Raw genomic sequence first — 23,422 nt, 5'->3', positions numbered from 1 at the left:
AATACTAAAACCTAATTTTATTATCCAATAAAAAAGAACAGACAATAGATGAGAAGACGCAAAGTCTCTATAAAAGCAATCACTTTTCTCTTATCTGCTTTTATTCACTAATCAAGATTGTCTGTTCTTTATTTTCAATCTATCCTAAGAAGTTATAGATATCTTTTTTGTAAATTTTAAGTACGCGCATATAAATGAATTGCGTAATAAATGCAACGATAAATGGTACGACAAAGAAAGCAATAGCAACAAGTATGATTTTCATCATGAAGTTGTCACCCTCTAAAAATCTAAATGCATTGATAGGTCCAACTAAACCAATAATACCGAATCCGGCAGATTCTTTTGTTCCGCCTATTCCAATAAAACTTGCTACAAACCCAGAAATTGCAGCTGTGGTAATAATCGGTAATAACATAATTGGATAACGTACCATATTAGGCAACATCATTTTTACGCCGCCTAAAAAGATAGTAAGTGGTACACCGAGACGATTAACTCCCCATGTCCCAAACACTAATACTGCTTCAGCAGACGTAATACCAATAGAAGCTGAACCTGCTGCGAGACCACTGATACCTATAGCCATTGAGGTAGCAACTGTAGAAATTGGTGAGATGATGATAATGCTGTAAACGAGTGAGATTAATACACACATTAAAATAGGTTGCATTTCTGTAAAAGTATTAATCATTTGGCCAATACCTGTTGTCACGAGTTTAACGTAAGGCAAAGTATGTAAAGTAACAAAACCTGTAAACACCGCTACAAATGTTGGTAAAATAATTAAATTCAAACTACCGAAACGTTCTCCGCTAAGCAAAATAAGTAACGAAGCCAGTGCTGCTGCAAGCATTGTATTAATCAGATCACCGATACCTGTGACAACCCATGTTCCATTTTTGAATACGGCAGCCCCACTTCCTATAAAAGAAGATCCTGCTACTACCGAAATTCCTAGTGGGGAAAAATTAAACCGATGTGCAACAAGTGCACCTACTAATAGCGGCACTCCAAACTGGATTGATGTTGTAATCAATAATAATTCTCCAAAAATAGGATAGTGTGGTTTTAAAGCTTTCAAGATTTCACCTAAAATTGCATTCGGAATCAATCCAGCAATAATCGCAATCGCTACCCCATTCAATACGTTGAATAAAAATGTCTTTGGTGTAACTTTAGTTCCTGGTTTAGTAAGTGTGTTTGACATAATAATTTCGCCCCCCTAAGTTGTATTATAAATTTTGTACGAATTTATTTTTGTAATATTCTGATAATATATTGAATTCTTAATAAAGTCAATATCAATTTCGAGTTAAATAGTAGGAAATGTGAAATTTTAGTATTTTCATGAAAAAGAAAGGTAAACTTTTCTTCTCATTCCTAGTATGACTTCTTTTGAAAATCAAAATACATACATATATGAAATATATTGACTACTTAATATTAATTCCAAATTGTCACACTACCGACATAAAATTTTCAAAATATGACGATTAAATGTCCTTTTATTTATTTGTAAATCTGTAATAATAAAATGTAGCATTAACTCAAATCGTAATGATTCCTATATAAATAGATAAGAGGTAACAATACATGAAAAATATATTTAATCCGCTTCAAAGACTCCACTTCTATGCGGCCATCTTTATAACGCCGCTTCTCATCACCCTCACATTATCCGGAATCGCATATCTCTTCTTCCCAGAAGTTGAGAACCACCTTTATAAGCACGAATTTTACGGACAAAGTGAGCACAAGCAACAGCAATCATTAAATGATGCAATCAAGCAAATTGAAAAAGAACATCCAGGATATATAATCAACAAAGTCAGTATGATGGAAGCACCCTACAATAATCGAATTACAATCGGCGATATGGAAGGTAATTCATATTATATCTTCTTAGATAATCATAATCAGATAGTCGCACAGCAAAACGCTAAATATACTTATTCAAATATGACAAGAAGTATACATAGTTCATTGTCTACAGAAAATACTGTCATTAATTATCTAGTTGAACTCACTGCTTGCTGGACTGTATTTATGATACTTTCAGGAATTTATATGATGTTCCGCAAACGTTTGTTAACACAAAACAGTCGTAACTTACGTTTCCAAAAATGGCATTCAATTATCGGTATTATCATCGCTATCCCAATGTTGGTACTCGTTTTTACAGGACTGCCATGGTCAGGATTTATGGGGGATAAAATCAATAAAATCGCAACTGCTTATCCTGCTTTAGGACAAACACAAATTGCTGCTAATCCTCCTAAATCAGAAGCAAATGAAATTCCATGGGCAATGAAAAAGAAACAAGCCCCTGAATCAAGCGGTGGCGGTCATCATGGCGGTATGGCCATGCCTATGACAAACTCACCTGGACAATTATCATTAGATAAAGTAGTAACCGATGCTCAAAAAGAAGGTTTAAAACGCCCTTATGCTATCGTTTATCCAACAAGCGCAGATGGATCGTTCACATTATCACGCGCAAGCAATAGCGGTGTCACTGGTTTTGATGTGTCACCTTACAAAGAAACAACTATGTATATGGATCAATATACAGGTAAAAAGTTAGGACAAGTCAATTACCAAGATTACGGTATTTTAGCTAAGTGGCTAACTTGGGGAATACCGCTTCATGAAGGACATCTCTTTAGTATCGCAAACAAAATCATCAACTTATTAGTATGCCTTGCGTTCTTAGGTGGTATTATTTTCGGATTCTTATCTTGGTTCAGACGTTTAGGCCGTATGAAAACACCTCAACCATTACCAAGACGTATTAAAAAACCGATGTCTATCGGCTTAATCATCACACTTGTTATTTTAGGTGTTTTAATGCCGCTATTCGGCTTCTCACTTATTATTGTCTTTATCATAGAAGCTTTACTTTATTGGAAAGACCGACGAAAAGCAAAACTGAATTAAATTTTAAGGCTGGTCCAGGGCATATTAAATGCGCTCTGTACCAGCCTTATTTTATTTATAGTGTCTCCAAAACGTTGTAGTCTCAGCTTTATCTTTCAAGTTATATTCAATGATATCTTTCAGCAATTCATAATCTACTTCATCAGTCCATTTAATCCTGAACAAATTTTCCGTAAACGTATAACCGTCTTTTTCAAAACGTTTAATAAAAGGTTTCATCCCCGCTGCTTCAGGGTTCACTGACATATGTGCTTTAGCTTTACTGAAACCAATAATATATGTGCCATGATGTGTATACATCGGCTGATTCCACTTGATGACTTTATCTAACTCAGGAAACGTGATATCAATCCAATCAAAAATATGTTCCATCTTCTGTCTATGTTCTGGTTGTTCTATTGTATTTAAATACTCACTAAAATAACCCATTTACCCACCTCTTCGTATTCCTTATTTCATTTTAATTATAACGGAAGCGCATGTTTACTAGCTATCTATTTCATAGAAAACACTCCTCTAATTTTACAACGAGGAGTGTATATCAATCATTAAGCAATTGCTTGATTTTTATTTTCTTTCAATAAAATAGCTACAATGAATCCCACTACTAGCAATGCTGCAGCTAGATAGAATCCGATAGCCATAGAGCCAGTTAGATCTGTTAAAAATCCAGTAATGTATGGTGCTAAAATAGAAGCAGTCATTCCAATGAAGTTGTACACACTAAATGATGTTCCAAGTGCGCTTTTTGGTGCATTATCAGATACTACCGCAATCAATACAGGGTTGGTACTGATTTTACCTACAATACCATAACCAATCAGCGCGATATACAGAATGGCTAAGTTATCAAAGAAAACAATCGAGATGGTAAATATGAATGCTAACGGAAGCATAACCATAAGCACGGGTCTGCGTCTGCCTAATTTATCAGATAGCCAACTGAAGAATAGTGAACCAGGTATTGCAGCCCAAGGTACTAACGATGCAACAAAAGCCACTTGTGCTCCATTAATGCCCCGTTCAGTTTCTAAATAATACGGCAACCACGTGATAATCATGAAAAATCCATAAATCGAACAGAAAATAATAATATAAGCCAGTATAAGATTTCGATTATTGAATAGACTAGACATTTTAAATGGCATAACGTTTTCATCATGTTTTATTTCTTTTCTTGGTCGTTCTTTAATAATTTGATACATCAAAAAGGCAATAATCAAAATAGGAACTGCCATGATATAGAACGGCATGCGCCAGTTCATACCCATTTCTGAAACTGTAATACTCGAAATAAAGTAACCGATTGATGTCCCAAAAGCCATACCACTGTTAATCAATGCACTGCCTAATGTAATATTTTTCTTAGGGATTGCTTCAGAAGACAACGCATATTGCGGACCATAGAACATACCCTGCGCTAATCCGACTATGACCCAAGCAATGATGAATAAAAAGTAACTCGGCATCATTCCTGTTATAACCATGAATACACCGAACAGCACAAAACTAGGCACTAATATTTTCTTACGTCCTACTTTGTCTCCCATAATTCCAGAAGGTATTTGAGTCACAGTATATCCGATGAAGAATAAACTCATAATCAAACCGACTTGTCCGTTGTTCAAACTAAAATCTGCCTTAATATTTCCCATAATAGGGTTCAAAATTGTACGTGCAGCATAAATTACTAACCATCCTAAAGTAAATACAGCCACCAGTTTCATCCAATATTTATTACTGGTCTGCTTTTTAAAATGATCATTCATTTTTATGCCTCCTTCCTAATTACTTTCACCCTCATCATAGTCAATAATGTGAAATAATACATTGGCAGAAATGCTAATTATCTGCTTGATCGTTGACCATTTTATCCAAATAAAAAATGCATGATAAACTGACTTTATTCAAGTCATCTACCATGCATTCAATATGTGTTATTTGATCAAGCTAAATCATCTTCAACTTCACCATGTGATGAAGCTAAACCGAAGATATAGAAAAGTACTCCCATAATTACTAACGCAACAATACCTGATACCCATCCTCCTGTAAGGTCATGTAATAGACCGACAAAGAACGGACCGATTGCTGCTACGAAATAGCCTACTGATTGGGCAAAACCAGATAAAGCAATACTTCCATCGCTTGTTCTGGCACGAATAGAAAAGAAAGTCATACATAAACTGAATCCTGAACCCATTCCGAAACCTGCTAAAATCATTCCAATGATTAATAGTGTAAATGATTGTGTGAAGAATAATGCAAAACCAATAATAAAGAGTGCAGAAACAATTGTAATTAATAATTTTTGATTCTTCATTTTAGAAGCAAGAATCGGGAATAAGAATGTCATCGGTACTTGAGCAAATTGGTTCAGCATCAAAAGATAACCAGCGCTTGATTGGTCTAACCCGCGATCAACTAATATCGATGGTACCCATGCGACTACTGTATAAAAAATCATAGATTGGAATCCCATCATAAAAGCAATCGCCCATGCCAACTTGGATTTGCTGATTTTTAACTTTTTGACTTCAATTTTTGCAACTTCTTTTGACATTTCTTTCTCTTGTTTAGTCCCGCTCAACATTTGCGGAATCCATAAAATTAATGCGATTACCGCAAAAATAAACCAGAATACAAGAGAAAATCTAAATCCTCCTACTTGAGACAGCGGGAAACTTAACCCTCCACCTAAACCAGCAGTAAAGTTCATCGTCCGCTATAAAGACCTGTCATCAAGCCGATTTGCAGCGGGAATTTCCACTTAACATAACTAGGAAGTACCACATTACCAAAAGCAATGCCGACCCCTAGCAAAATAGTGCCTACAATAAATAGTGAGAAACCGCCAGAAACACGAAGAACAAGTGCAATCATGACGAGTATTGTAGAGAATAAAACCGTTTTAGACATCGTTAATTTTGCTGATACTTTAGAAACAAACGGGGATACAATTCCAAAGATAATTAGCGGGATTGTTGTTAAGATACTGGCTACACTGTTATTAATAGCAAGTGCATCTTTGATTTGATTAATAACCGGACCTACTGCCGTTAAAGGTGCACGCAGTGTTGAGGCTACAAAAACAATGGCTAAAACGACTAACCAAGAATCTCTTAATCTATGCACCCGGTATATTTCATTTTGTTCCACTTTCACCATCCCTTTCACTTCATGATTAAAAAAAGAGAGAGGCGGGATAGAGCTTTACTATCCTACCTCATGAATTAACTTTATTTTAGGGTTAAATACTTTACTTTGCAAGACAAGGCGCAGAAAATATAAATTCTTGCAAAGAAAATATTCAACACCTTCATTATTTATCCAAAACTATTTTCGTACCTGCTTTTCCTTCTAAAGCATCTACTGCATCTGATAATGAACAAATAATCGCTTCTTTACCTGTTTTAGCAAATTCAATAGCTGCTTGAATTTTAGGAAGCATACTGCCAGCAGGGAATTGTCCTTCTTCAACATATTGCTCTGCTTCTTCTACAGTAATTGTTTCCAATTTTTGTTCGTTTTCTTTTCCATAGTTGATATAAACATTAGATACATCTGTCAACATTATGAATGTATCTGCATTTGTTTGCTCAGCTAGTTTTAATCCTGAACGATTTTTATCAATAACCGCTTCTAATCCATGCAATTGTCCTTTATCATCACGATAAACCGGAATACCTCCGCCTCCTGATGAAATAACAACTGTATCACTCATGAGTTTTTTAATAGCATCTACACCATTAATCACCATAGGTTCTGGAGAAGGTACAACACGGCGGTATCCTCGGCCTGCATCTTCTACCATTGTATATCCATTCATTTCTTCTAAACGTTTCGCTTCTTCTTCATTGAAGAAAACACCGATCGGTTTAGTTGGGTGATCGAAAGCAGGGTCATCTTTGTTAACTTCTACCATTGTAAGTAAAGTGACAACATTGCTGTTGATGCCGCGTGAATTCAAATCATTTTTCAATGCTTCTTCCAACATGTAACCGATGAATCCTTGTGATTCAGCGTTGCATACATCAATAGGCATTGGGGCTACTAAGTTTTTAGCCGCTTCATTTTGAACAATGATATTGCCGACTTGCGGACCATTACCATGTGTCACAATAATACGGTGACCATTAGCTTTGATATCTGCCATTTTCGCAGCGGCATTTTTCACATTGTTATATTGATTTTCATAAGTTGTTTCTTGCCCAGGTTGTAATATCGCATTACCGCCTAATGCTAACACAACATATTTACTCATTCGTTCCACTCCTTCTTAATGCTGTATAAATTCCATATAATGTATCCTTACCAGACGAAGAGCCGACTTTAAGCAGCTCGGCTATTCGTTCTTTGGAAGGATTGTCTTTTAAATCCAATAATTTTGAACTGAATTGATCATTTACTGCATACTTTAAAAATGTTTGGCTGACTAATGTAGTAAGTGGTTCATTGATAAGTTGTTTAATTTTTTCTAAATGAATTTTAGCTATATAGGGATGGATAGAATGAATGAATAACATACCTACTAACATATCATCGCCAGAAGGTGTCAAACCTTGTCCGCGTCCAATCAGATAACGCAATTGCTGCTCAACATCAGCATCTGTATCTTTAAGCGAAGCAATTAATTTTTGCATCGTATCGCTTTTAAAATCACCTTTTTGATATTCATCAAAAGCATAACTTTCAACATTTTCCCGTAACTGTGCTATATCGATACCTTCACTTTTTGAAATGAGATTATAAACGTCTTCTTTCCAATTTAATTGTAAATTCTGTGTGAATTGAAGTGTCATAGGTGTCACTTTTATACTTTGTCCTACTTCTATTTGAGATATGATTTTATTTTTAGTCATATCATCCAAAATAATTCCGAAAGGAAACATACCATTCTCAGTAGTGCCGACAAAAATTAATTCTTCATTTGCATCCACAAGATTAAACCCTTTTTTAAAGATACTGTGTACAGTCAATTCAGTTGTCTGTTTTAAAAATTCAAATGCATCTGCACCAATGGCTTGTGCATTTAAAATCATCCATTAAATCCTAATTTTTCAGCATATGCTGTAATCGCTTTTTCGAAACATTCAATTGGTGGTTTAACAGTTCCTGCACCAATTTGTCCATATCCAGCAATTTTGTGTGCAATACCAGTATTGATAACTGGTGTGATGCCCTTTTCGACAACTTTACGTGCATCGATACCTAAACAAGCACCTTTAAAGTCCCAAGTAGGAATAGAGAAGTTAGGGTTTTCTCCAATACAGATTTCCATCATTTCGTCACTCGTCTCTAAAGCATCTTCAAAACCACCTGTTCCGACGAAACGTGTTACTGCTGGTGCTGCAATCATAGCCATACCGCCTACACCGATTGTTTCAGTAATTGCTGAATCACCGATGTCTGGGTTTGCTTGATCTGCAGAATAACCAGTAAAGTATAAACCTTGTGGTGTATTAACAGGAGCTGTAAACCATTCGTCTCCCATTCCTGCAATTCTAATTCCGAAGTTTTCACCATTACGGCACATCGCAGTCACTACTGTACCATGTTCAATTTCACGTGCTGCATCCATCATTGCTTTACCTGTTGCCATTGCAACATTCAAGAAGAATTGGTCAGTGTCAGCTAAGAATTGAATTACTTCTGTACGTTTTTCAGGTTCAACATCTTCTAATTGTGAAATAATCGGTGCTACTTCTTTTAAGAACGCAAGTGAAGCTGCAATGTTACGTTGGTGGAATTCATCTCCCATTGCTATTGCTTTTGCAATTAAGACGTTCACATTTAAGCCGTCTTCCATTTCACGGATAGCTTTTCCAAGTACAGGACCAAGTACATCTTTCATCCATTGTAAACGGTTGATAACTGTCTCGTTGTATGCACCAAAGCGTAATACTGCGCCAATACCTTCATTCATTTGGCAATACGCTTCATTACCGCTTTCTCTATTTTCCACTACTAAAACCGGCATATTCATAGAAGTAATACCGCCCATTGGACCCACTGCATTTACTTCATGACATGGAATAAATTTAATTTTACCGTTTTCTAATAGTTCACGTGCACCTTCTTCATCTTTTCCCCAGCCTTCAAATAAAATAGCTCCGACACATCCGCCTTTCATTGGATCTGTCATATTTTCATATTTAATTGGAGGACCTGCGTGTAATAACACATGTTCTTCTAATTCAGGAATTTTATCTTTAGCTGGAACCACATCAACTAAGAACGGTGCTGCTGCGATCATTTTGTCAATAACAGCTTGGTTTGCTTCATCAATTGTTTGGCAACCCATTATACAGACTCTCCTTCATAGTTGTTTAAGAATTGTAATACTTTCATTAATTTCTCGTCTCCGCCAGCAATTGGACGCCAGTTGAATTGAATCACATCTGCGTCGCTTTCTTTAATTGCTTCAGCAAAGCTTTTCAGTCCTACGTTTACAACACTTGGTGTAGCGTTGATAAGGTTAAGTACTTTTTCATCTACTGATAAATCAACAGGGTTCACTTCAAATTCTTTTACTTCTAATTCAGGTTGCTCTGCTTTGTGACCTGTAAGTTCAATTGCAGAACGCACCATTTGATCATTTGTATCGAAAATCTGTGCTCCTGCTTCTTCTAATGTTCTGATTTGTTCTTCGTAATTTTGAGGGTCGTGTTCTGTACCTACTACTGTTGCGAGCACAGCAATATCACGTCCTTGAGACTTAACGCTTTCAATAATGTTTTTAATAGTTGGTGCAAGTTGTCCTGCCATGTCATCATGACTGCCGTATCCAATCACATTATCAAGCATAATAACTGCTGTTGTTTCATCATCTGCAGCTTGTTCTAATTTTTCGATACGTTTTTCAGGATCGATCATTGGATGCGGACGTCCTTGTGTATACATGTCATCGCCAAGGTCAATAATTTCATGATTACCTGCTTTGAATGTATAACCTTCAGGTGTGTCTTCATCTAATCCTTTAAATGCATCTTTGACAAGCATCGCTGCTTCACTTGCTAAAGTTCCGCCTGAATAATAACCTTTAATACCATCTTGGCCTTCATTCAAGTCTGCTTTAACTTGTTTTGGTGAAGGTTGGAAGTTTGGTTTTTCATCGTTTGAAAGTTGTACAGAAACGCGTGCTGCTTCTTCTAGTGTATAAGCATGATAGATATTTGCTTCTGTATATTCTGGTTTATGACCTAAGAATAAAGTAACGACTGGTTTATCGATATTACGCAATAAATTCAATACTTTTTCTTCAACTTCTTTAGCTGGGGGCTTAGAAATAACAGTGATGACTTTAACTTTAGGATCTTGATTTAAAGCTTTGATGCTGTCCATCATTGTAATTGCGCCAACTTCAGTTGATAAGTCGCGTCCGCCTGTACCAATTGCATTAGTCACACCTTTGCCTTCACGGTCAATAATTGTTGTGACTTCTTGAATACCTGTACCTGAAGCACCTACAATACCAATATCGCCTTTGTTAACAATATTTGTAAATGCTAATGGTAATGAATGAATAATACCTGTACCGCAGTCAGGACCCATTACAAGCAACCCTTTGTCGTGTGCCATTTCTTTTAAGCGTACTTCATCATCTTTTGGTACGTTATCACTGAACATAAAGACATGTAAGTTGTTACGCAATGCTGTTTCAGCTTCCATTGCTGCATATTGTCCAGGAATTGAAATTAAAGCAAGGTTTGGATGATTAGCTTTATCTAAAGCTTGGTTCCAATTAGAAACTTCTTGTTGGCCTTCTTCTTTATCTGATTCACCTTTACCTTTAAGTTCTTCTTCAACTTGGTTGTCAACTTCATCTATCATAGACTCATCATCAGTATCTACAACGATGACAATATCATTTGGTTTTGCATTTTCTAATTCTGGTGTATCAAAACCAGATGATTTGAAAATGTCTTTATTAGCAGGTGTGCCCATCATAATTGAAACTTTGTTGACACCATCCATTGCTGATAATTTATTTGATAATAACATCAACACAATAGAGTCTTGATACGTATTTTCTTTAATAATTGTATATAACATATTTATCCTCCATTATTATTCTGCAAATCTATTTTTGCCGTGATAACGATCGTAATGAACATCATCTGATTTGAGGTAGTCATAGATATCATCAACGATTTCTATACCATCTTTATCATATGCTTCACTGCGTAAGCGTCCACGTTCACCTGGATAATAGATTTCTCCGTAACCTTTCGCTGCAGGTTGTTCTTTCAATTCATTAAGCATTTGTGAAAGTTGCGCTTTGAATTGTGTTTTATCTGTAAAGTACGCTGGATTAATGACAACGTGTAATTGTCCTAAATCGCGACCTTTTGTTAAATCTTTATACATTGAGCTGACGTGCCCGCCAAAAGGTAATCCAAGCAAACTGCCTGACAGGATATCTACCATCATCATTAAGCCGTATCCTTTAGGTCCTGCAACAGGTACTAGTGCATGTACTGCGTTTGAATCTGTTGTCGGCTCACCATTTTCATCCACTGCCCATGTATCAGGGATAGATTGGTTCTTAGAACGTGCATCTAGCACTTTGCCCCACGCTTGAACAGTTGTCGCCATGTCAAAAGTAATCATGCGATCATCATTAGTCGGTGCACTGAAAGCGATAGGATTTGTTCCGAAATAAGGTTCTGTACCTCCAAAAGGTACTACCATGGGGTCAGATTGGCACATACTGATGCCCACCATATCTTTTTCTGCTGCCATTTCCACGAAATAACCTAAAGCACCGCTGTGGCTGATATTTTTAACACCTACAACTGCAACACCATTTTCTTCGGCCATTTCGATTGCTTTCTCCGTTGCTTCTTTAGCAGCTTGATGACCTGGTCCATTGTCACCGTGAAACACAGCAGAAGAAGGACCTGTTTGTTCAAATTCATAATGAGGATGTGTATTGATACCGCCTTTTGCGATACGTTCTGCATAATATTCCACTCTCACAGCACCGTGCGAATGAATACCTCGATGGTCAGCAAATGTTAAAACATCAGCGACATCATCTGCTGCATCTTCTTGTAATCCAGCTTTCATTAACTTGTTTTTCATCAAGTCATAAAGTTCTTGTTCTGAAACACGCATTTTACAACCTCCTTTATTTGAATATTCGCTCTATTTTATAATCTGACAATCTTAAAAATTAATGAGCGAGCGTAGACAATCTAGCGCTCGCTCATATATGTTTCTAATATATTTTGTCTGATTTCATATAATCATAAATACTTTCTGGAATAGGAATGCCGCTCTTTTCATACTTTTTCACAACATCTTCTTGGATTTCACCAGGATAATACACTTGGTCGAAACCTTGAGCTGGTTCAATATCATGCAATTCATTTACCATTTGGTTCATTTGCTCTAAAAATTGTTTTTCATCTCCAAAGTAACTTGGATTGATAACAAGATGAAATTGGCCTAATCGACGATATTGAGAATAATCTTCATACATTGAAGTCACATGTTGGCCAAACGGCAATCCAAGTAAACTTCCTGATAAAATATCCACCATCATCATCAAACCATAACCTTTAGGACCTGCAACTGGCAGTAAAGCACTTACTTTATAAGGATCAGTCGTCGGTTCTCCTTTGTCGTCAACTGCCCAAGTATCAGGAATAGAATGGTTTTTTGAACGTGCATCTAGGATTTTTCCCCAAGCTTGCACTGTTGTTGCCATATCAAATACGATAGGTGCGCCATTCTCTCTTGGTGCGCCAAAAGCAATAGGATTTGTCCCAAAGTAAGGTTTTGAACCTCCAAAAGGTACTACCATTGGATCTGATTGGCATACACTTAAAGCAACCAATCCCTTTTCTGCTGCCATTTTCACATAGTAACCAATTGCACCGCTATGTCCCATTTCTTTCACACCAACTGCAGCAATACCATTTTCTTCAGCCATACGAATAGCTTCTTCCATAGCATGATAAGCTGCATAGTGACCTAACGTATTATCCGCATGATAAATTGCAGTAGATGGACCCGTTTGTTCAAACTCAATTTGCGGCTCTAAATTAAATCCGCCTTTAGCTGTGCGTTCTGCATAATATTGCAATCTCACAGCACCATGTGAATGAATACCGCGTGCATCTGCAAATATCATTAATTCAGCTACTTTATCAGCATATTTTTCTGGCATTCCAGCATGCATCAATTTGTCTTTGAATAGCTGTCTTAACTCATCATGTTGGATATATACTAAGTTTTCTTCACTCATGATTAGAAATCCTTTCTTATAGTTCGATGTCGCGGTTTGCATCTTTAGAGTAGATATATGCGAATGGTTCTTCTAAACCGATAGCATAAGTTGCTTGAGGTGAATAAGATCCCATGAAGATATAGTCACCTTTATCAACTGGTAACCATTCGTTATCTAAATTGTACATTCCGCGTCCGCTAAGTACATAAGCACCATGTTCTTGTACGTGTGTTTCAACATATCCATGAGAAGCACCAGGTTCGAAAGCAAGGATGTGAATGTTCATATCATAAGCGATATCTTTTGGTAATAAGTCTTGAACGATAACTTCTTTCATGCCTTCATATGGTTCTTTTGGCAGATTGTTAACATTATCAGAAATAACTTCAGGTTCATGACCTTCGATTGGTTGATAACGTTTTTTGTATAAGAATACTCGGCTGTCTTCATTGTTGTTATTGTTTTCAAATGTTAATTGCATATGTGGTGGTACGTATAAATAGCCGCCTTGTGACAATTCATATTTTTGTCCATCTGCATACGCATTGATGTTACCGTAAACAACGTAGATAAATGTTTGGATGCCGTCTCCGCCGAATCCTTGTGTATTTCCACCTTGATCTTTAAGTGTTACAAGATAGTCAACAAAGTGTGCACCTAAACGTGGTGAACCTAAAATAGTAACATCACAGTTGTCAAAACCAGGAATAACATTGTTTACAAGACCATCTGGCGTAATAACTGCATAATTATCTTTTTTAATTACTGAACGTGATTCTAATAAACCTTCTCTATAACCTTGATTATGATTTAAATATCCCATTTATAAAATCTCCTTTAACAATAATTTATTCTTTGTATGCTAACTCATATAAAACTTGTTTCAATACTTCTATACCTTTAACTAAGTCTTCCACATCTGTTTCTTCTTCTACGTTGTGACTGATACCGTTTATAGAAGGCACAAACATCATTGCTGTCGGAACATATTTAGCAAAAATTTGTGAATCATGACCTGCTCCTGAAGACATCAATTTATATTTTGACTCACCCACAACTTCGTTGGCAGCTTCTTCGATTTTTTCAACCAAGTGCTCATCCATCAGTACAGGTGCTTCATCCATCCATAAATCAATATCGTATTCCAGGCCTTCTTTTTCGGCTACATTCTTGATAGTTTGCGTAATCTCTTCAGCATATTGATTTAATGCTTCTTGGTTGATATGTCTTGTATCAATAGAAAAAACTACTTCACCAGGTACCACGTTAACAGTGTTAGGAACAGGGTCAACACGACCGAATGTAACTACTAATGGATCGCCGATTTCACGTGCGCGTTCTGTTAATTGCGATGCAATTTGACTGAATCCGACAACCGCATCATTTCTCAGTCCCATAGGTGTAGTACCTGCATGGTTGGCTTCCCCTTTTAATGTAACTGTGTAACGTTTTTGTCCTACGATGCCGTTAACAACACCAATATTTTTTTCTTCACTTTCAAGTACTTTACCTTGTTCAATATGCATTTCCACGAAAGCTTTGATATTGTTAAAATCATTGTCTTGCTGTCTATAATTGAAACCTGAATCTTGCATTGCACGTTCAAATTCAATGCCTTCTGCATCAGCAATATCTTTTACGTCTTCTTCATCTGCTAAATTGAAAAAGTTTTTACTGCCCCAGAATGCAAAAGGAAAACGACTGCCTTCTTCTTCTGCAAGTGCCAAAACTTCTAATGAACGTAATGGTTGTCCATGTTCTTCTTTTAAGGCTTTCATTGCAGTTAATGCTGCTAAAATTCCATACTGACCGTCTAAGTGACCGCCTTCTACAACAGTATCGATGTGAGAGCCAGATACTATTGTTTCATCCGGATACTTGCTTCCTTCTAATCGGCCAGTTAAATTTCCGATATCATCAAAATTAACTGTAAACCCGTCTTCTTCTAATGTTTCTTTCAAAACATTTACAGCTCGGGTCCATTCTTTTGAATAAAGCAAACGTGTAATACCGCCGCCTTCTAATCCGCCATAAGCAGTAAATTGCTTATCTAAAGCTTCAAAAGAGGATCGGATGTTCATTTTCAACAACTCCTTTTCATCTCATCCCAAATTATAGTTGTTTATTGATAGCGCTTCATCTACATTTTATACAAGAATAATCGTTCATTTTATTCAATTTGTACAAATACAAACAATTCTTATATTGAAATAATATATTGGAATACTTTTGCTTAAAATTATCTTATTTATGAAAGGATGAAATAATTGAATCAAGCATATCGTGATGTTGTGAAGCAAGATGATACTGATTTAGAATATCTTGTCTATCCTGCACAAAAAGAAGAAAAAGGAATTATCTTATATTTTCATGGCGGCGGTTTGATTTTCGGAACCTATGACAATCTGCCAAAAGAGTATATCAATATCTTATCTCAAAATTTCACACTGATTTCAGCTTCGTATCGTTTAGCTCCAGAAAGTAAAATCGATACTATCATTGGAGATGCCTTAGCACAGTATGATCATATACGCCAACAATTTCCAGACGTTCCAATATTTACTTTCGGTCGTTCTGCAGGTGTATTTCTAGCAATGAAAGTAGCGGCTGAGCGAGAAGTTGAGGGTATTTTAGATTTTTATGGTTATAGTCGTTTCCATATACCGCAATTTCTACGTCCTAACCTTAAATATCAAGCACTAGCAGCCAAGTTACACCAGAAATATTGAATAATATGATTCAGAATCATCCTGTTACTTATGGGGATATCCAAAGTCGTTATTTGATTTATTTATATGCACGCGGTCAAAATGAATGGATGAAATTTTTAGGTATCACACAAACTACAAATCCAGAATTTAATATTGCACCTAAAAAATTAAAAGCATTCCCTCCAACATTTATCGTACACGGCAACCAAGATCCGGATGTACCTTTTACCGAAGCACAATTTTTAGAAAAAATGATTCCCGAAACAGAATTTACTGTTTTAGAAAATGATGAACACGATTTTGATCGTACTGTAAATCAAGAAAATTTGAAGTTATATCAACAAGCTGAAACATTTTTATTAAACATTGCAGATAATCACACTCAAAAATAGAAAACTGCTCCAACGTTAAAAACAATGATAAATGTTGAAATTTATAGATTTATCTACAAAGCAAACAGACCCTCGAAGTGCTCAAATGAGCATTCCGAGGGTCTATCTACTTTCAATTTATTATTCTTTTATGAATTCACCAATAAAGTCATCTGATACGCCAGCATCTTGACTATATGTTTCTTGTCCGCGCAAGATTGTTTTTGTCACTTGTGCGTTAATAGTACGGCCGACATATGGACTAATTTTATTACGATATTCTAAATCTTCAGCTTGAAGTGTATAAGGTGAATCTGGTTTGATAAATACAAAGTCAGCATCCTTGCCTACAGCAATACTTCCTTTATGAACCAATCCGAATATCTTAGCTGGTTCACTTGCAGTGATTTCAGCAAAACGTGTAAGCGGCATATTACGTTTTTGAACACCTTCATCAAATAAAATATCCACATTATTTTGAACACCAGCAATACCGCCCCATGCTTCAAATGCATCGTCAGTATCTTTTAATTCTGGTGTACATGGAGAATGGTCTGATGTTACAAAGTTAATATCACCTTTTAATACACGATCCCACATACCTGGCATACGTGATTTTTCACGAATTGGCGGAGAGCATTTTGCTATTGCACCAATATCATCAAGCTCTTCTTTGTAGAAGTAAAGATAGTGTGTACATGTTTCACATGTAATATCTACACCTTCTTGTTGTGCTTTAATTACTTCTTCTACGCCTTCTTCACATGCTACGTGTACAATATGCACGCGACATCCTGTTTCTTTAGCGAATAAAATAATTTTACGAATTGGTTCTACTTCAGTGAAAACCGGACGTGAATCAACATATGCTTCCATAGATTTCTCGCCATTTTCATGAGCAATTTCGCCTAATCTGTCAGTAATTGCTACATTTTCTGAGTGAATAGATAAAATTTTACCTGTTTTAGCAATTTGCTTCATACCTTCATATAATGAATAATCATCTACATTTTGGAAGTCGCCTTCGATAGAACGATCACCAGCAGAAGCAAGGAAAGCTTTATAAGCAACTACACCTTCATCATCCAACTCTTGAATGCCGCCATTAAGGTTGTAAGGAACTAAACCGCCGTAACTAGCTACATCTGTAGATAATTTTCCTTCTCCCGCTTCATATTTTTTCTCAATAGATTCTTTATCTGTTGTTGCAGGAACTTGGTTTAAAGGCATTTCAATGATTGTTGTAACGCCGCCTTTAGCAGCACCTTTCAAACCTGTTTCGTAACCTTCCCACTCATCACGGTAACCTCGCCAGGTTCAGTGATATGAACGTGTGCATCTACTATTCCTGGTGAAACAATTTGTCCTTCAGCATCGATTACTTTTTCTGCTTCTCCTAAATCATTACCAATAGCAGCAATCTTACCATCTTTCACTGCTACCTCAACTTCTTTAACATCATCATCTAAAATGACACGTCCATTTTTAATTATTAAATCATACTTCATGAGTTATTCTCTCCTTTTTCGATTGTTTATATCTTTTTTCTAAAAGATATAAAATAATGTATGAACCACCTGCAACAATGAATCCAATGAACCAAGAGAAATCTGATATCACTGAGAATTTAGGAATAAATCCAAGTAAAGATATGACTACACCTAAAATTGTTGCGATATATGCTGAACCATTAAATCTTAAACCGTTATGATGTTCTGCATTCAAATCAAAATACAATTTATCAATGTTAACTTTACATCTAGAAATAAAGTAGAAATGAATAATCATCACACCAGATACCGGTCCTAAAATTGCACCAATCATATTCAAGAAGACAAAGATACTATCTTCGTTCTGCATCAGTTTCCATGGCATGATAACTACACTGAGCACAGCTGCTAAAATAACGCCGCGACGGTAATTAATCCATTTAGGTGCAAGTACACTCAATTGATAAGCAGCTGGAATAATATTACTTGTCGCATTTGTTGAAATTGTTGTCATCAACAACACACCAGTAGCAATAAGAATTGCCCAGATGTTATCCCATTGGTTGATAATTGTTAAAATGTTCCATTCTTGGTGGCCTAAAAAGATAGAACCACCGATAATGATAAACACACTGCTGAATGCAAATAATAAATTCGCTACAATCAGGCCTGAAACTTGTCCAACCACTTGTGCTTTTGTTGATACTGCATTTTGTGTAAAGTCTGATACACTCGCACCTGGTCCAGCCCAAACACCCATCATTGAGTTAGCAATTAAAATAAATGATAGAATGGCTGGATAAATCATACCTGTTGTTTTCGTATGAATTTCATACGTCATGATATTGTGCCAACCACCGGCAACCATAAAGCCCCAAATGGCCATGCCGCCGAAAACAATATATATCAATGGATTTAAGATAGCTGTAAATTTATTTAAAGTTGAACCGCCACCGATACCGATTGCAAAGTTGATTGCCCAAAATGCTAAGAAAGCAATTAAACCTGGTATTCCGATGCCTAAAATAGTAAAACCATTTCCGATATTTTCAAATCCCGGGAAAAATTTATTTAATAGAATTAATAAAGCTTGTGAACCAGCAAAAGTTTGAAGTCCAAACCAACCAATTCCTGCGATGACACCACGTAAAACTCCTGGTAACTTGGCGCCAATATCTCCATAAGTTTGACGAAGCTGCATCGCAAATGGTATTCCGTATTTTGAACCTGCATAACCATTAACTGCTAATATTGTTGCGATAATAAATGAACTGAAAATCAATGCCATTATTACTTGCAACGGAGATAAGCCTAAAAGCAAAAATCCACCGACTGCTGTATAATTAGGAATATTATGTACAGCACCCATCCAAAGTGTGAAGAAATTAAATGTGGTATTATTGCGTTGGCTTGCTGTCTTTGGCATAACATCCTTGTTGTAACCCCGTCGTTCAAATAATTCTGTACTGCCAAAGGTGTGCTCCTTATTCGTCATTTGTAATTCTCCTTTGAATTAGAATAATGACTATACGTATAATCTTTAAATAAATTTTACCTTTACTGTAAGCGTTTTTCTTTGTGCAAAATGACAGTAATTATCATAAAAATTATTTATTTTGGCCAAAATGATAGCGTATTGCTTTATAATTAATATTAAATTCATATAGATGTAAGAAAGGTGATTAAATGCCTACACTTAAAGACATATTATCCGCCCCTAGTTTTGCAGGACTTAAATTAATTAATTCGGAAGGAGATTTAAACCGTGAAGTAGACAACTTAGATATTAGTGAAAATGATGATATTAAAGACTACACTGCTAAAAAATCTTTTATTTTAACAACTGGTCTCTTATTCAAAGAAAACCAAAACGGCTTAAAAAAACTTATTAAAGAGCTTAAAGAAATTGATACAGCTGGTCTAGGAATTAAAACTTCCCGTTATTTAAAAGAAATCAATCAAGATATTGTAGATTATGCAAATGAATTAGAATTTCCGTTGATAGATATTTCAGAAGATTGGAATTTAGGCGAGATTACTCGGCAAATGGCTAATTATATTTCTGATGAACAAACTAGCAAGCTTAATTATGCTTTAAACATTCAAGAAGAACTTAATGATATGTTGATTAAGGGATTTGATGTAGAAGCAATGATAGAAAGAATGAGCCGTCTATTAAAAGTGCCGGTTCTATTATTTAATCCTTTTAAACGTGTTGAAACTGAAAGCTGGCATTATCAACAAAATTATCGTTTACTGCAAAAACATATGAAATATTTCCTTGATTATATAGAATCCGAAAAAGCAAATACTATTACACGCAACCAAACGAATTATGACAATGAAAAGGTAATCTTTAAAGTCCAATCTTTTGCATATTTCCCGTACTATTTAATGGTCTCTGACATCAATAAATTGTCTTACCCGTTCAGTCTTTTAACTATAGAACAGATTGTGACTACGTTAAGCTTTGCCATTTATAAAAACCAAAAAATTCAAGAAGCTGCAAACTTAGATTTGAACCGCTTCTTTGAATCATTACTTACAAACCGCTCAGATCAACTGCTTTCCGTTCACAAACATCCAAGCCTGTTCAGACAATACGGTATTTATCCTTCAGATTATTACCAAGTCATCATCTGCGGTATTGATCCGACAGACACACTGGAAAACAGTCAATATGTAAACGAACGTCAAACGTTCGTGTATAAGTGGTTAAAACACAAATTAACGGATTTAGATCCTAAAATCAGTATTTATAATCTGTCATCTAATAAACGTTTTGCTATTTTATTGCAACATCAACATGAATACTATATTCATTATTTAAAATATCTTCAAAAAAATTATCATGAATTTTTCGATAGCAGTATTTCATTCGGAGTGGGCAATAAAGTCACTGAATTCTCTCAACTCAACAATTCTTTTGCTGAAGCCAACGAAGCATTCGAAAACTATTTAGAAAAAAATAAAAAAGAATTCATCACGTTCTATCATTCAAAAAATATGAAAGAATTACTGCAGTTGATACCGCCTGATAAATTAAAACCATTTATCAACAACATTCTCGGACCTTTAAGCCATCCGAAAACTAAAAAAGATGAAGAGCTTAAAGACACGTTGAAAATTTATATGGATTACCAATGCGATATCACTAAAACCGCTAAAATGATGTACATTCATAGAAATACAGTAAAATACCGCATCAATAAATGTGAAGAATTACTAGGTTTCCAAATTGAAGATCCTTTAAATTCATTAAATTTACGGTTAGCACTTTATGCATCTGATGAGATTACATTTGATTAAAAATTGAAATATAATAAAGGTGCTACCCCATGATTAAATGAGCAGTACTCTGTCAACTATCACTTTGAATCCACGATAATATGCTAGAATAATATTTATTTAAAAAACTTTAAATAAGGGGGATATTATGAATATAGATACAGTCATGCATCACTTAGATATTTTCAACAATTACGGCTATGATGAAGAAACAGGAGGCATTAACCGTATTGCATTCCGACATGCAGAACGACTTGCCGCTTTAAAATTTTCAATGTTATGCCAAGAAGCAGGTCTTGAGGTACACTTTGATTACTTCGGCAACGTAATTGCACGTCGTAAAGGAAAAGACAATTCACTTCCGCCAGTAATGTTAGGTTCTCATATCGATACTGTTAAAGATGGTGGACGCTACGATGGGTTATTAGGTGTAGTTGCAGCCCTTCAAGTCGTACAACATTTAAACGAACATCAAATCGAAACTGATCACCCGATTGAAATCGTCGCATTTACATGTGAAGAATCATCACGTTTTAATAAATCAACACTTGGTAGTAAGTATTTAATCGGCGACCTTACTACAGATGATATGAAAAAATTAACTGACGATAGAGGTAAAACACTCTTTCATTTAGTAGATACTTTAAAACAAAGTATGCCGTCAGATTCCGACATCTATCACAAAGGTGATTTGAAAGCATATCTTGAATTGCATATTGAACAAGGGCCAATATTGCAAAACAAACATAAAGACATCGGTATCGTGACGCATATTGCTGCCCCTCATCGTTATAAATTAAAATTAATCGGTGAAACAAGCCATTCTGGTTCTACACCGATGCCGATGCGAAAAGATGCTTTAACTGCAGCATCAGAAATCGCATTGAAAGTGGAAAGCATTGCTCAAGCACATCATCAAGAAGGAATCGTCGCTACGGTAGGTTATATCCAACCATTCCCTAACATGATGAATGCCATTCCAGGCGAAGTAAAAATGTTGGTTGATGTACGTGGAAAAGAATCTGAGTCTAGAGAAAAAGTAGCCTCTGAAATTGAAAAAGCAATTGAAGCAATTACAGAACGCCGTGAAATCAAAGCTGAATTAGAAGACTTAGGTGCCGATACACCAGTCAACCTTAATCCAGAAATCGCTGATATTACAGAAGATGTTTGTGAAGGCCTTGGTTATTCATACCGTTTTATGTTCAGTGGCGCAGGTCACGATGCGATGAATATGGCACTCATTTGTCCTACAAGTATGATCTTCATTCCTTGTAAAGACGGCATCAGCCACTCACCGAAAGAATCAGTTGAAGTTTCTGAAATTGAAAAAGGTGTCAATACTTTAATTGGTACCACAATTGAGCTTGCTAAAAAAGATATAAATATTTAATTAAAAGGTCTGCCCCGATTTCAAGGCAGACCTTTTAATTTTGACTATCATTGTTTAACTTCATTCAACTTTTTATCGTCTAAAACTTCTACACAGTAATGTGTCTCACCGCAATTCGGACACTTGAATTTACGTGTTTTAAACGTATGGTTTGCTAACATGACTTGAGTGAAAGATGGTTTAAAAGTATGCTGGCAATTCGGACACACATAACTGACATTTTCATAATAGATCCAACTTACCCCTGCTGCATAAGCCAATAAAAATGGCGCAGCAATACCAATCGGTTTAAGGTCATGTTTGATAATTGAAGCTGCGATACTGCCATATTGCACGATACCTACGAGACTCGCTGAAATCATAATATTACGTCTGAAGTGTTTCATTTCAATCATTCTTTCTGAAATATCATTGAATTTGAGGACATTTGAAAGTGGTTCTTCGCTATTTTGGCTAATTGCATAATTCAAGTTTTGAATCTGTTTGAGTTTTTCTTGCTGTTTTGCTAATTGTATCTCCAATGCTTCTTCTTTTTGTTTAAGCAAAAATTTCAGGGTTTTTATGGAGTCCGTTTCTTCCAACAGCACTTTAATCTCTTTTAAAGAACAATCCATTTCTTTCAACACATTAATTATTTCTAACTTTACTTTAGACTTATCACTAAAATACCGCCGATTATTTTCAACGCTGTCTGGTTTCAATAACCCCCTTTTGATCATAATATTGGACTGTCCGAACAGACACATTGCACATTTTAGCTAATTCCCCTGTTGTATATACCATATTTTCATTTCACCTCAACTCTCTTTAAACTTACTTATTATTATTGAACCACTTTCTGTCTCAATTTCACATTACAATATGACCCCGCGTCACAAGCAAACAGTATTTTAAAATTTTTTACTTTTAAGACACCCCGCAGACTGAATCCCTAAGCATCCTTCTTACTTCTACATCATAATGTCTTTTATAATTCTTGTCATAATGCTAAA

Annotated in this window: 19 protein-coding genes and 2 pseudogenes; 5 read left to right on the top strand and 16 right to left on the bottom strand. The window is 35.8% G+C overall.

The features are described from left to right. Positions 1 to 139: 139 nt before the first annotated feature. Positions 140 to 1,210 carry a PTS sugar transporter subunit IIC gene (locus DYE31_RS02145; RefSeq protein WP_015901284.1) on the bottom strand — a complete coding sequence of 357 codons (1,071 nt, stop codon included), beginning with the start codon at positions 1,208 to 1,210 and terminating at the stop codon, positions 140 to 142. A gap of 386 nt (positions 1,211 to 1,596) precedes the next feature. On the opposite strand from DYE31_RS02145, the gene DYE31_RS02140 reads away from it, so the two are divergent. Further along, on the top strand, positions 1,597 to 2,940 hold the full coding sequence (locus tag DYE31_RS02140; protein WP_015901285.1) for a PepSY-associated TM helix domain-containing protein: 1,344 nt from the start codon (positions 1,597 to 1,599) through the stop codon (positions 2,938 to 2,940). A gap of 51 nt (positions 2,941 to 2,991) precedes the next feature. Here DYE31_RS02140 and DYE31_RS02135 read toward each other — a convergent pair whose 3' ends face one another. The 11 genes and pseudogenes from DYE31_RS02135 to allC form a co-directional block, all read right to left on the bottom strand. Further along, positions 2,992 to 3,369 (bottom strand): iron chaperone, encoded by a 378-nt coding sequence (locus DYE31_RS02135; protein ID WP_015901286.1) that lies wholly within the window; start codon positions 3,367 to 3,369, stop codon positions 2,992 to 2,994. Positions 3,370 to 3,488: 119 nt separating this feature from the next. Then, positions 3,489 to 4,709 carry an MFS transporter gene (locus tag DYE31_RS02130; RefSeq protein ID WP_015901287.1) on the bottom strand — a complete coding sequence of 407 codons (1,221 nt, stop codon included), beginning with the start codon at positions 4,707 to 4,709 and terminating at the stop codon, positions 3,489 to 3,491. 176 nt (positions 4,710 to 4,885) lie between these two features. Beyond that, positions 4,886 to 6,108, bottom strand: a pseudogene (locus DYE31_RS02125) (CynX/NimT family MFS transporter). A gap of 154 nt (positions 6,109 to 6,262) precedes the next feature. Continuing rightward, positions 6,263 to 7,204, bottom strand: a complete 942-nt coding sequence (gene arcC, locus DYE31_RS02120) for a carbamate kinase (protein WP_015901290.1) — start codon at positions 7,202 to 7,204, stop codon at positions 6,263 to 6,265. Then, the gene (locus DYE31_RS02115; RefSeq protein ID WP_015901291.1) at positions 7,197 to 7,982 is read right to left on the bottom strand and encodes an oxamate carbamoyltransferase subunit AllH family protein; all 786 of its coding nucleotides are present in this window, start codon (positions 7,980 to 7,982) and stop codon (positions 7,197 to 7,199) included. Before DYE31_RS02115 ends, arcC begins: the two co-directional genes overlap by 8 nt. Continuing rightward, positions 7,979 to 9,244, bottom strand: a complete 1,266-nt coding sequence (locus DYE31_RS02110) for a YlbE family protein (RefSeq protein ID WP_015901292.1) — start codon at positions 9,242 to 9,244, stop codon at positions 7,979 to 7,981. The genes DYE31_RS02115 and DYE31_RS02110 overlap by 4 nt, the downstream gene beginning before the upstream one ends. Continuing rightward, positions 9,244 to 10,995, bottom strand: coding sequence for an acyl-CoA synthetase FdrA (locus DYE31_RS02105; protein ID WP_015901293.1), 1,752 nt, complete (start codon positions 10,993 to 10,995; stop codon positions 9,244 to 9,246). The genes DYE31_RS02110 and DYE31_RS02105 overlap by 1 nt, the downstream gene beginning before the upstream one ends. 15 nt (positions 10,996 to 11,010) lie before the next feature. Next, a complete protein-coding gene (gene allD, locus DYE31_RS02100) occupies positions 11,011 to 12,060 on the bottom strand; it encodes an ureidoglycolate dehydrogenase (protein ID WP_015901294.1) in 1,050 nt (349 codons plus the stop codon). Positions 12,061 to 12,163: 103 nt separating this feature from the next. Further along, the gene (allD, locus tag DYE31_RS02095) at positions 12,164 to 13,195 is read right to left on the bottom strand and encodes an ureidoglycolate dehydrogenase (RefSeq protein WP_015901295.1); all 1,032 of its coding nucleotides are present in this window, start codon (positions 13,193 to 13,195) and stop codon (positions 12,164 to 12,166) included. A gap of 16 nt (positions 13,196 to 13,211) precedes the next feature. After that, on the bottom strand, positions 13,212 to 14,000 hold the full coding sequence (gene allE, locus DYE31_RS02090) for a (S)-ureidoglycine aminohydrolase (RefSeq protein ID WP_015901296.1): 789 nt from the start codon (positions 13,998 to 14,000) through the stop codon (positions 13,212 to 13,214). A 25-nt stretch (positions 14,001 to 14,025) separates the two neighbouring features. Further along, positions 14,026 to 15,258 carry an allantoate deiminase gene (gene allC, locus DYE31_RS02085; RefSeq protein ID WP_015901297.1) on the bottom strand — a complete coding sequence of 411 codons (1,233 nt, stop codon included), beginning with the start codon at positions 15,256 to 15,258 and terminating at the stop codon, positions 14,026 to 14,028. Positions 15,259 to 15,444: 186 nt separating this feature from the next. Between allC and DYE31_RS12865 the strand changes: the two genes are divergently transcribed. After that, entirely contained in the window at positions 15,445 to 15,906 is a 462-nt protein-coding gene (locus tag DYE31_RS12865) for an alpha/beta hydrolase (protein ID WP_015901298.1), read from the top strand. 5 nt (positions 15,907 to 15,911) lie between these two features. Beyond that, complete coding sequence (locus DYE31_RS12860) at positions 15,912 to 16,280, top strand: alpha/beta hydrolase family protein (protein WP_015901299.1); 369 nt, start codon at positions 15,912 to 15,914, stop codon at positions 16,278 to 16,280. A gap of 120 nt (positions 16,281 to 16,400) precedes the next feature. On the opposite strand, the pseudogene allB reads toward DYE31_RS12860, so the two are convergent. Both allB and allW read right to left on the bottom strand, forming a co-directional pair. Continuing rightward, a pseudogene (gene allB, locus DYE31_RS02075) lies at positions 16,401 to 17,767 on the bottom strand (allantoinase AllB). Further along, positions 17,757 to 19,244 (bottom strand): allantoin permease, encoded by a 1,488-nt coding sequence (allW, locus tag DYE31_RS02070; RefSeq protein ID WP_015901302.1) that lies wholly within the window; start codon positions 19,242 to 19,244, stop codon positions 17,757 to 17,759. The pseudogene allB and the gene allW overlap by 11 nt, the downstream one beginning before the upstream one ends. 191 nt (positions 19,245 to 19,435) lie before the next feature. On the opposite strand from allW, the gene DYE31_RS02065 reads away from it, so the two are divergent. Then, a complete protein-coding gene (locus tag DYE31_RS02065) occupies positions 19,436 to 21,058 on the top strand; it encodes a PucR family transcriptional regulator (protein ID WP_015901303.1) in 1,623 nt (540 codons plus the stop codon). A gap of 127 nt (positions 21,059 to 21,185) precedes the next feature. After that, complete coding sequence (locus DYE31_RS02060; RefSeq protein WP_015901304.1) at positions 21,186 to 22,430, top strand: Zn-dependent hydrolase; 1,245 nt, start codon at positions 21,186 to 21,188, stop codon at positions 22,428 to 22,430. Positions 22,431 to 22,477: 47 nt separating this feature from the next. Here DYE31_RS02060 and DYE31_RS02055 read toward each other — a convergent pair whose 3' ends face one another. After that, positions 22,478 to 23,131, bottom strand: a complete 654-nt coding sequence (locus DYE31_RS02055; protein WP_015901305.1) for a hypothetical protein — start codon at positions 23,129 to 23,131, stop codon at positions 22,478 to 22,480. Further along, on the bottom strand, positions 23,112 to 23,213 hold the full coding sequence (locus DYE31_RS13025; RefSeq protein WP_081427469.1) for a MerR family DNA-binding transcriptional regulator: 102 nt from the start codon (positions 23,211 to 23,213) through the stop codon (positions 23,112 to 23,114). Before DYE31_RS13025 ends, DYE31_RS02055 begins: the two co-directional genes overlap by 20 nt. Between the last annotated feature and the right edge of the window lie 209 nt (positions 23,214 to 23,422).

Origin of the sequence: Staphylococcus carnosus (assembly GCF_900458435.1) — a bacterium.
Lineage (GTDB): Bacteria > Bacillota > Bacilli > Staphylococcales > Staphylococcaceae > Staphylococcus > Staphylococcus carnosus.
Note: the sequence above shows the minus strand (reverse complement) of the source record. Positions and strands in the feature narration are given on the sequence as shown.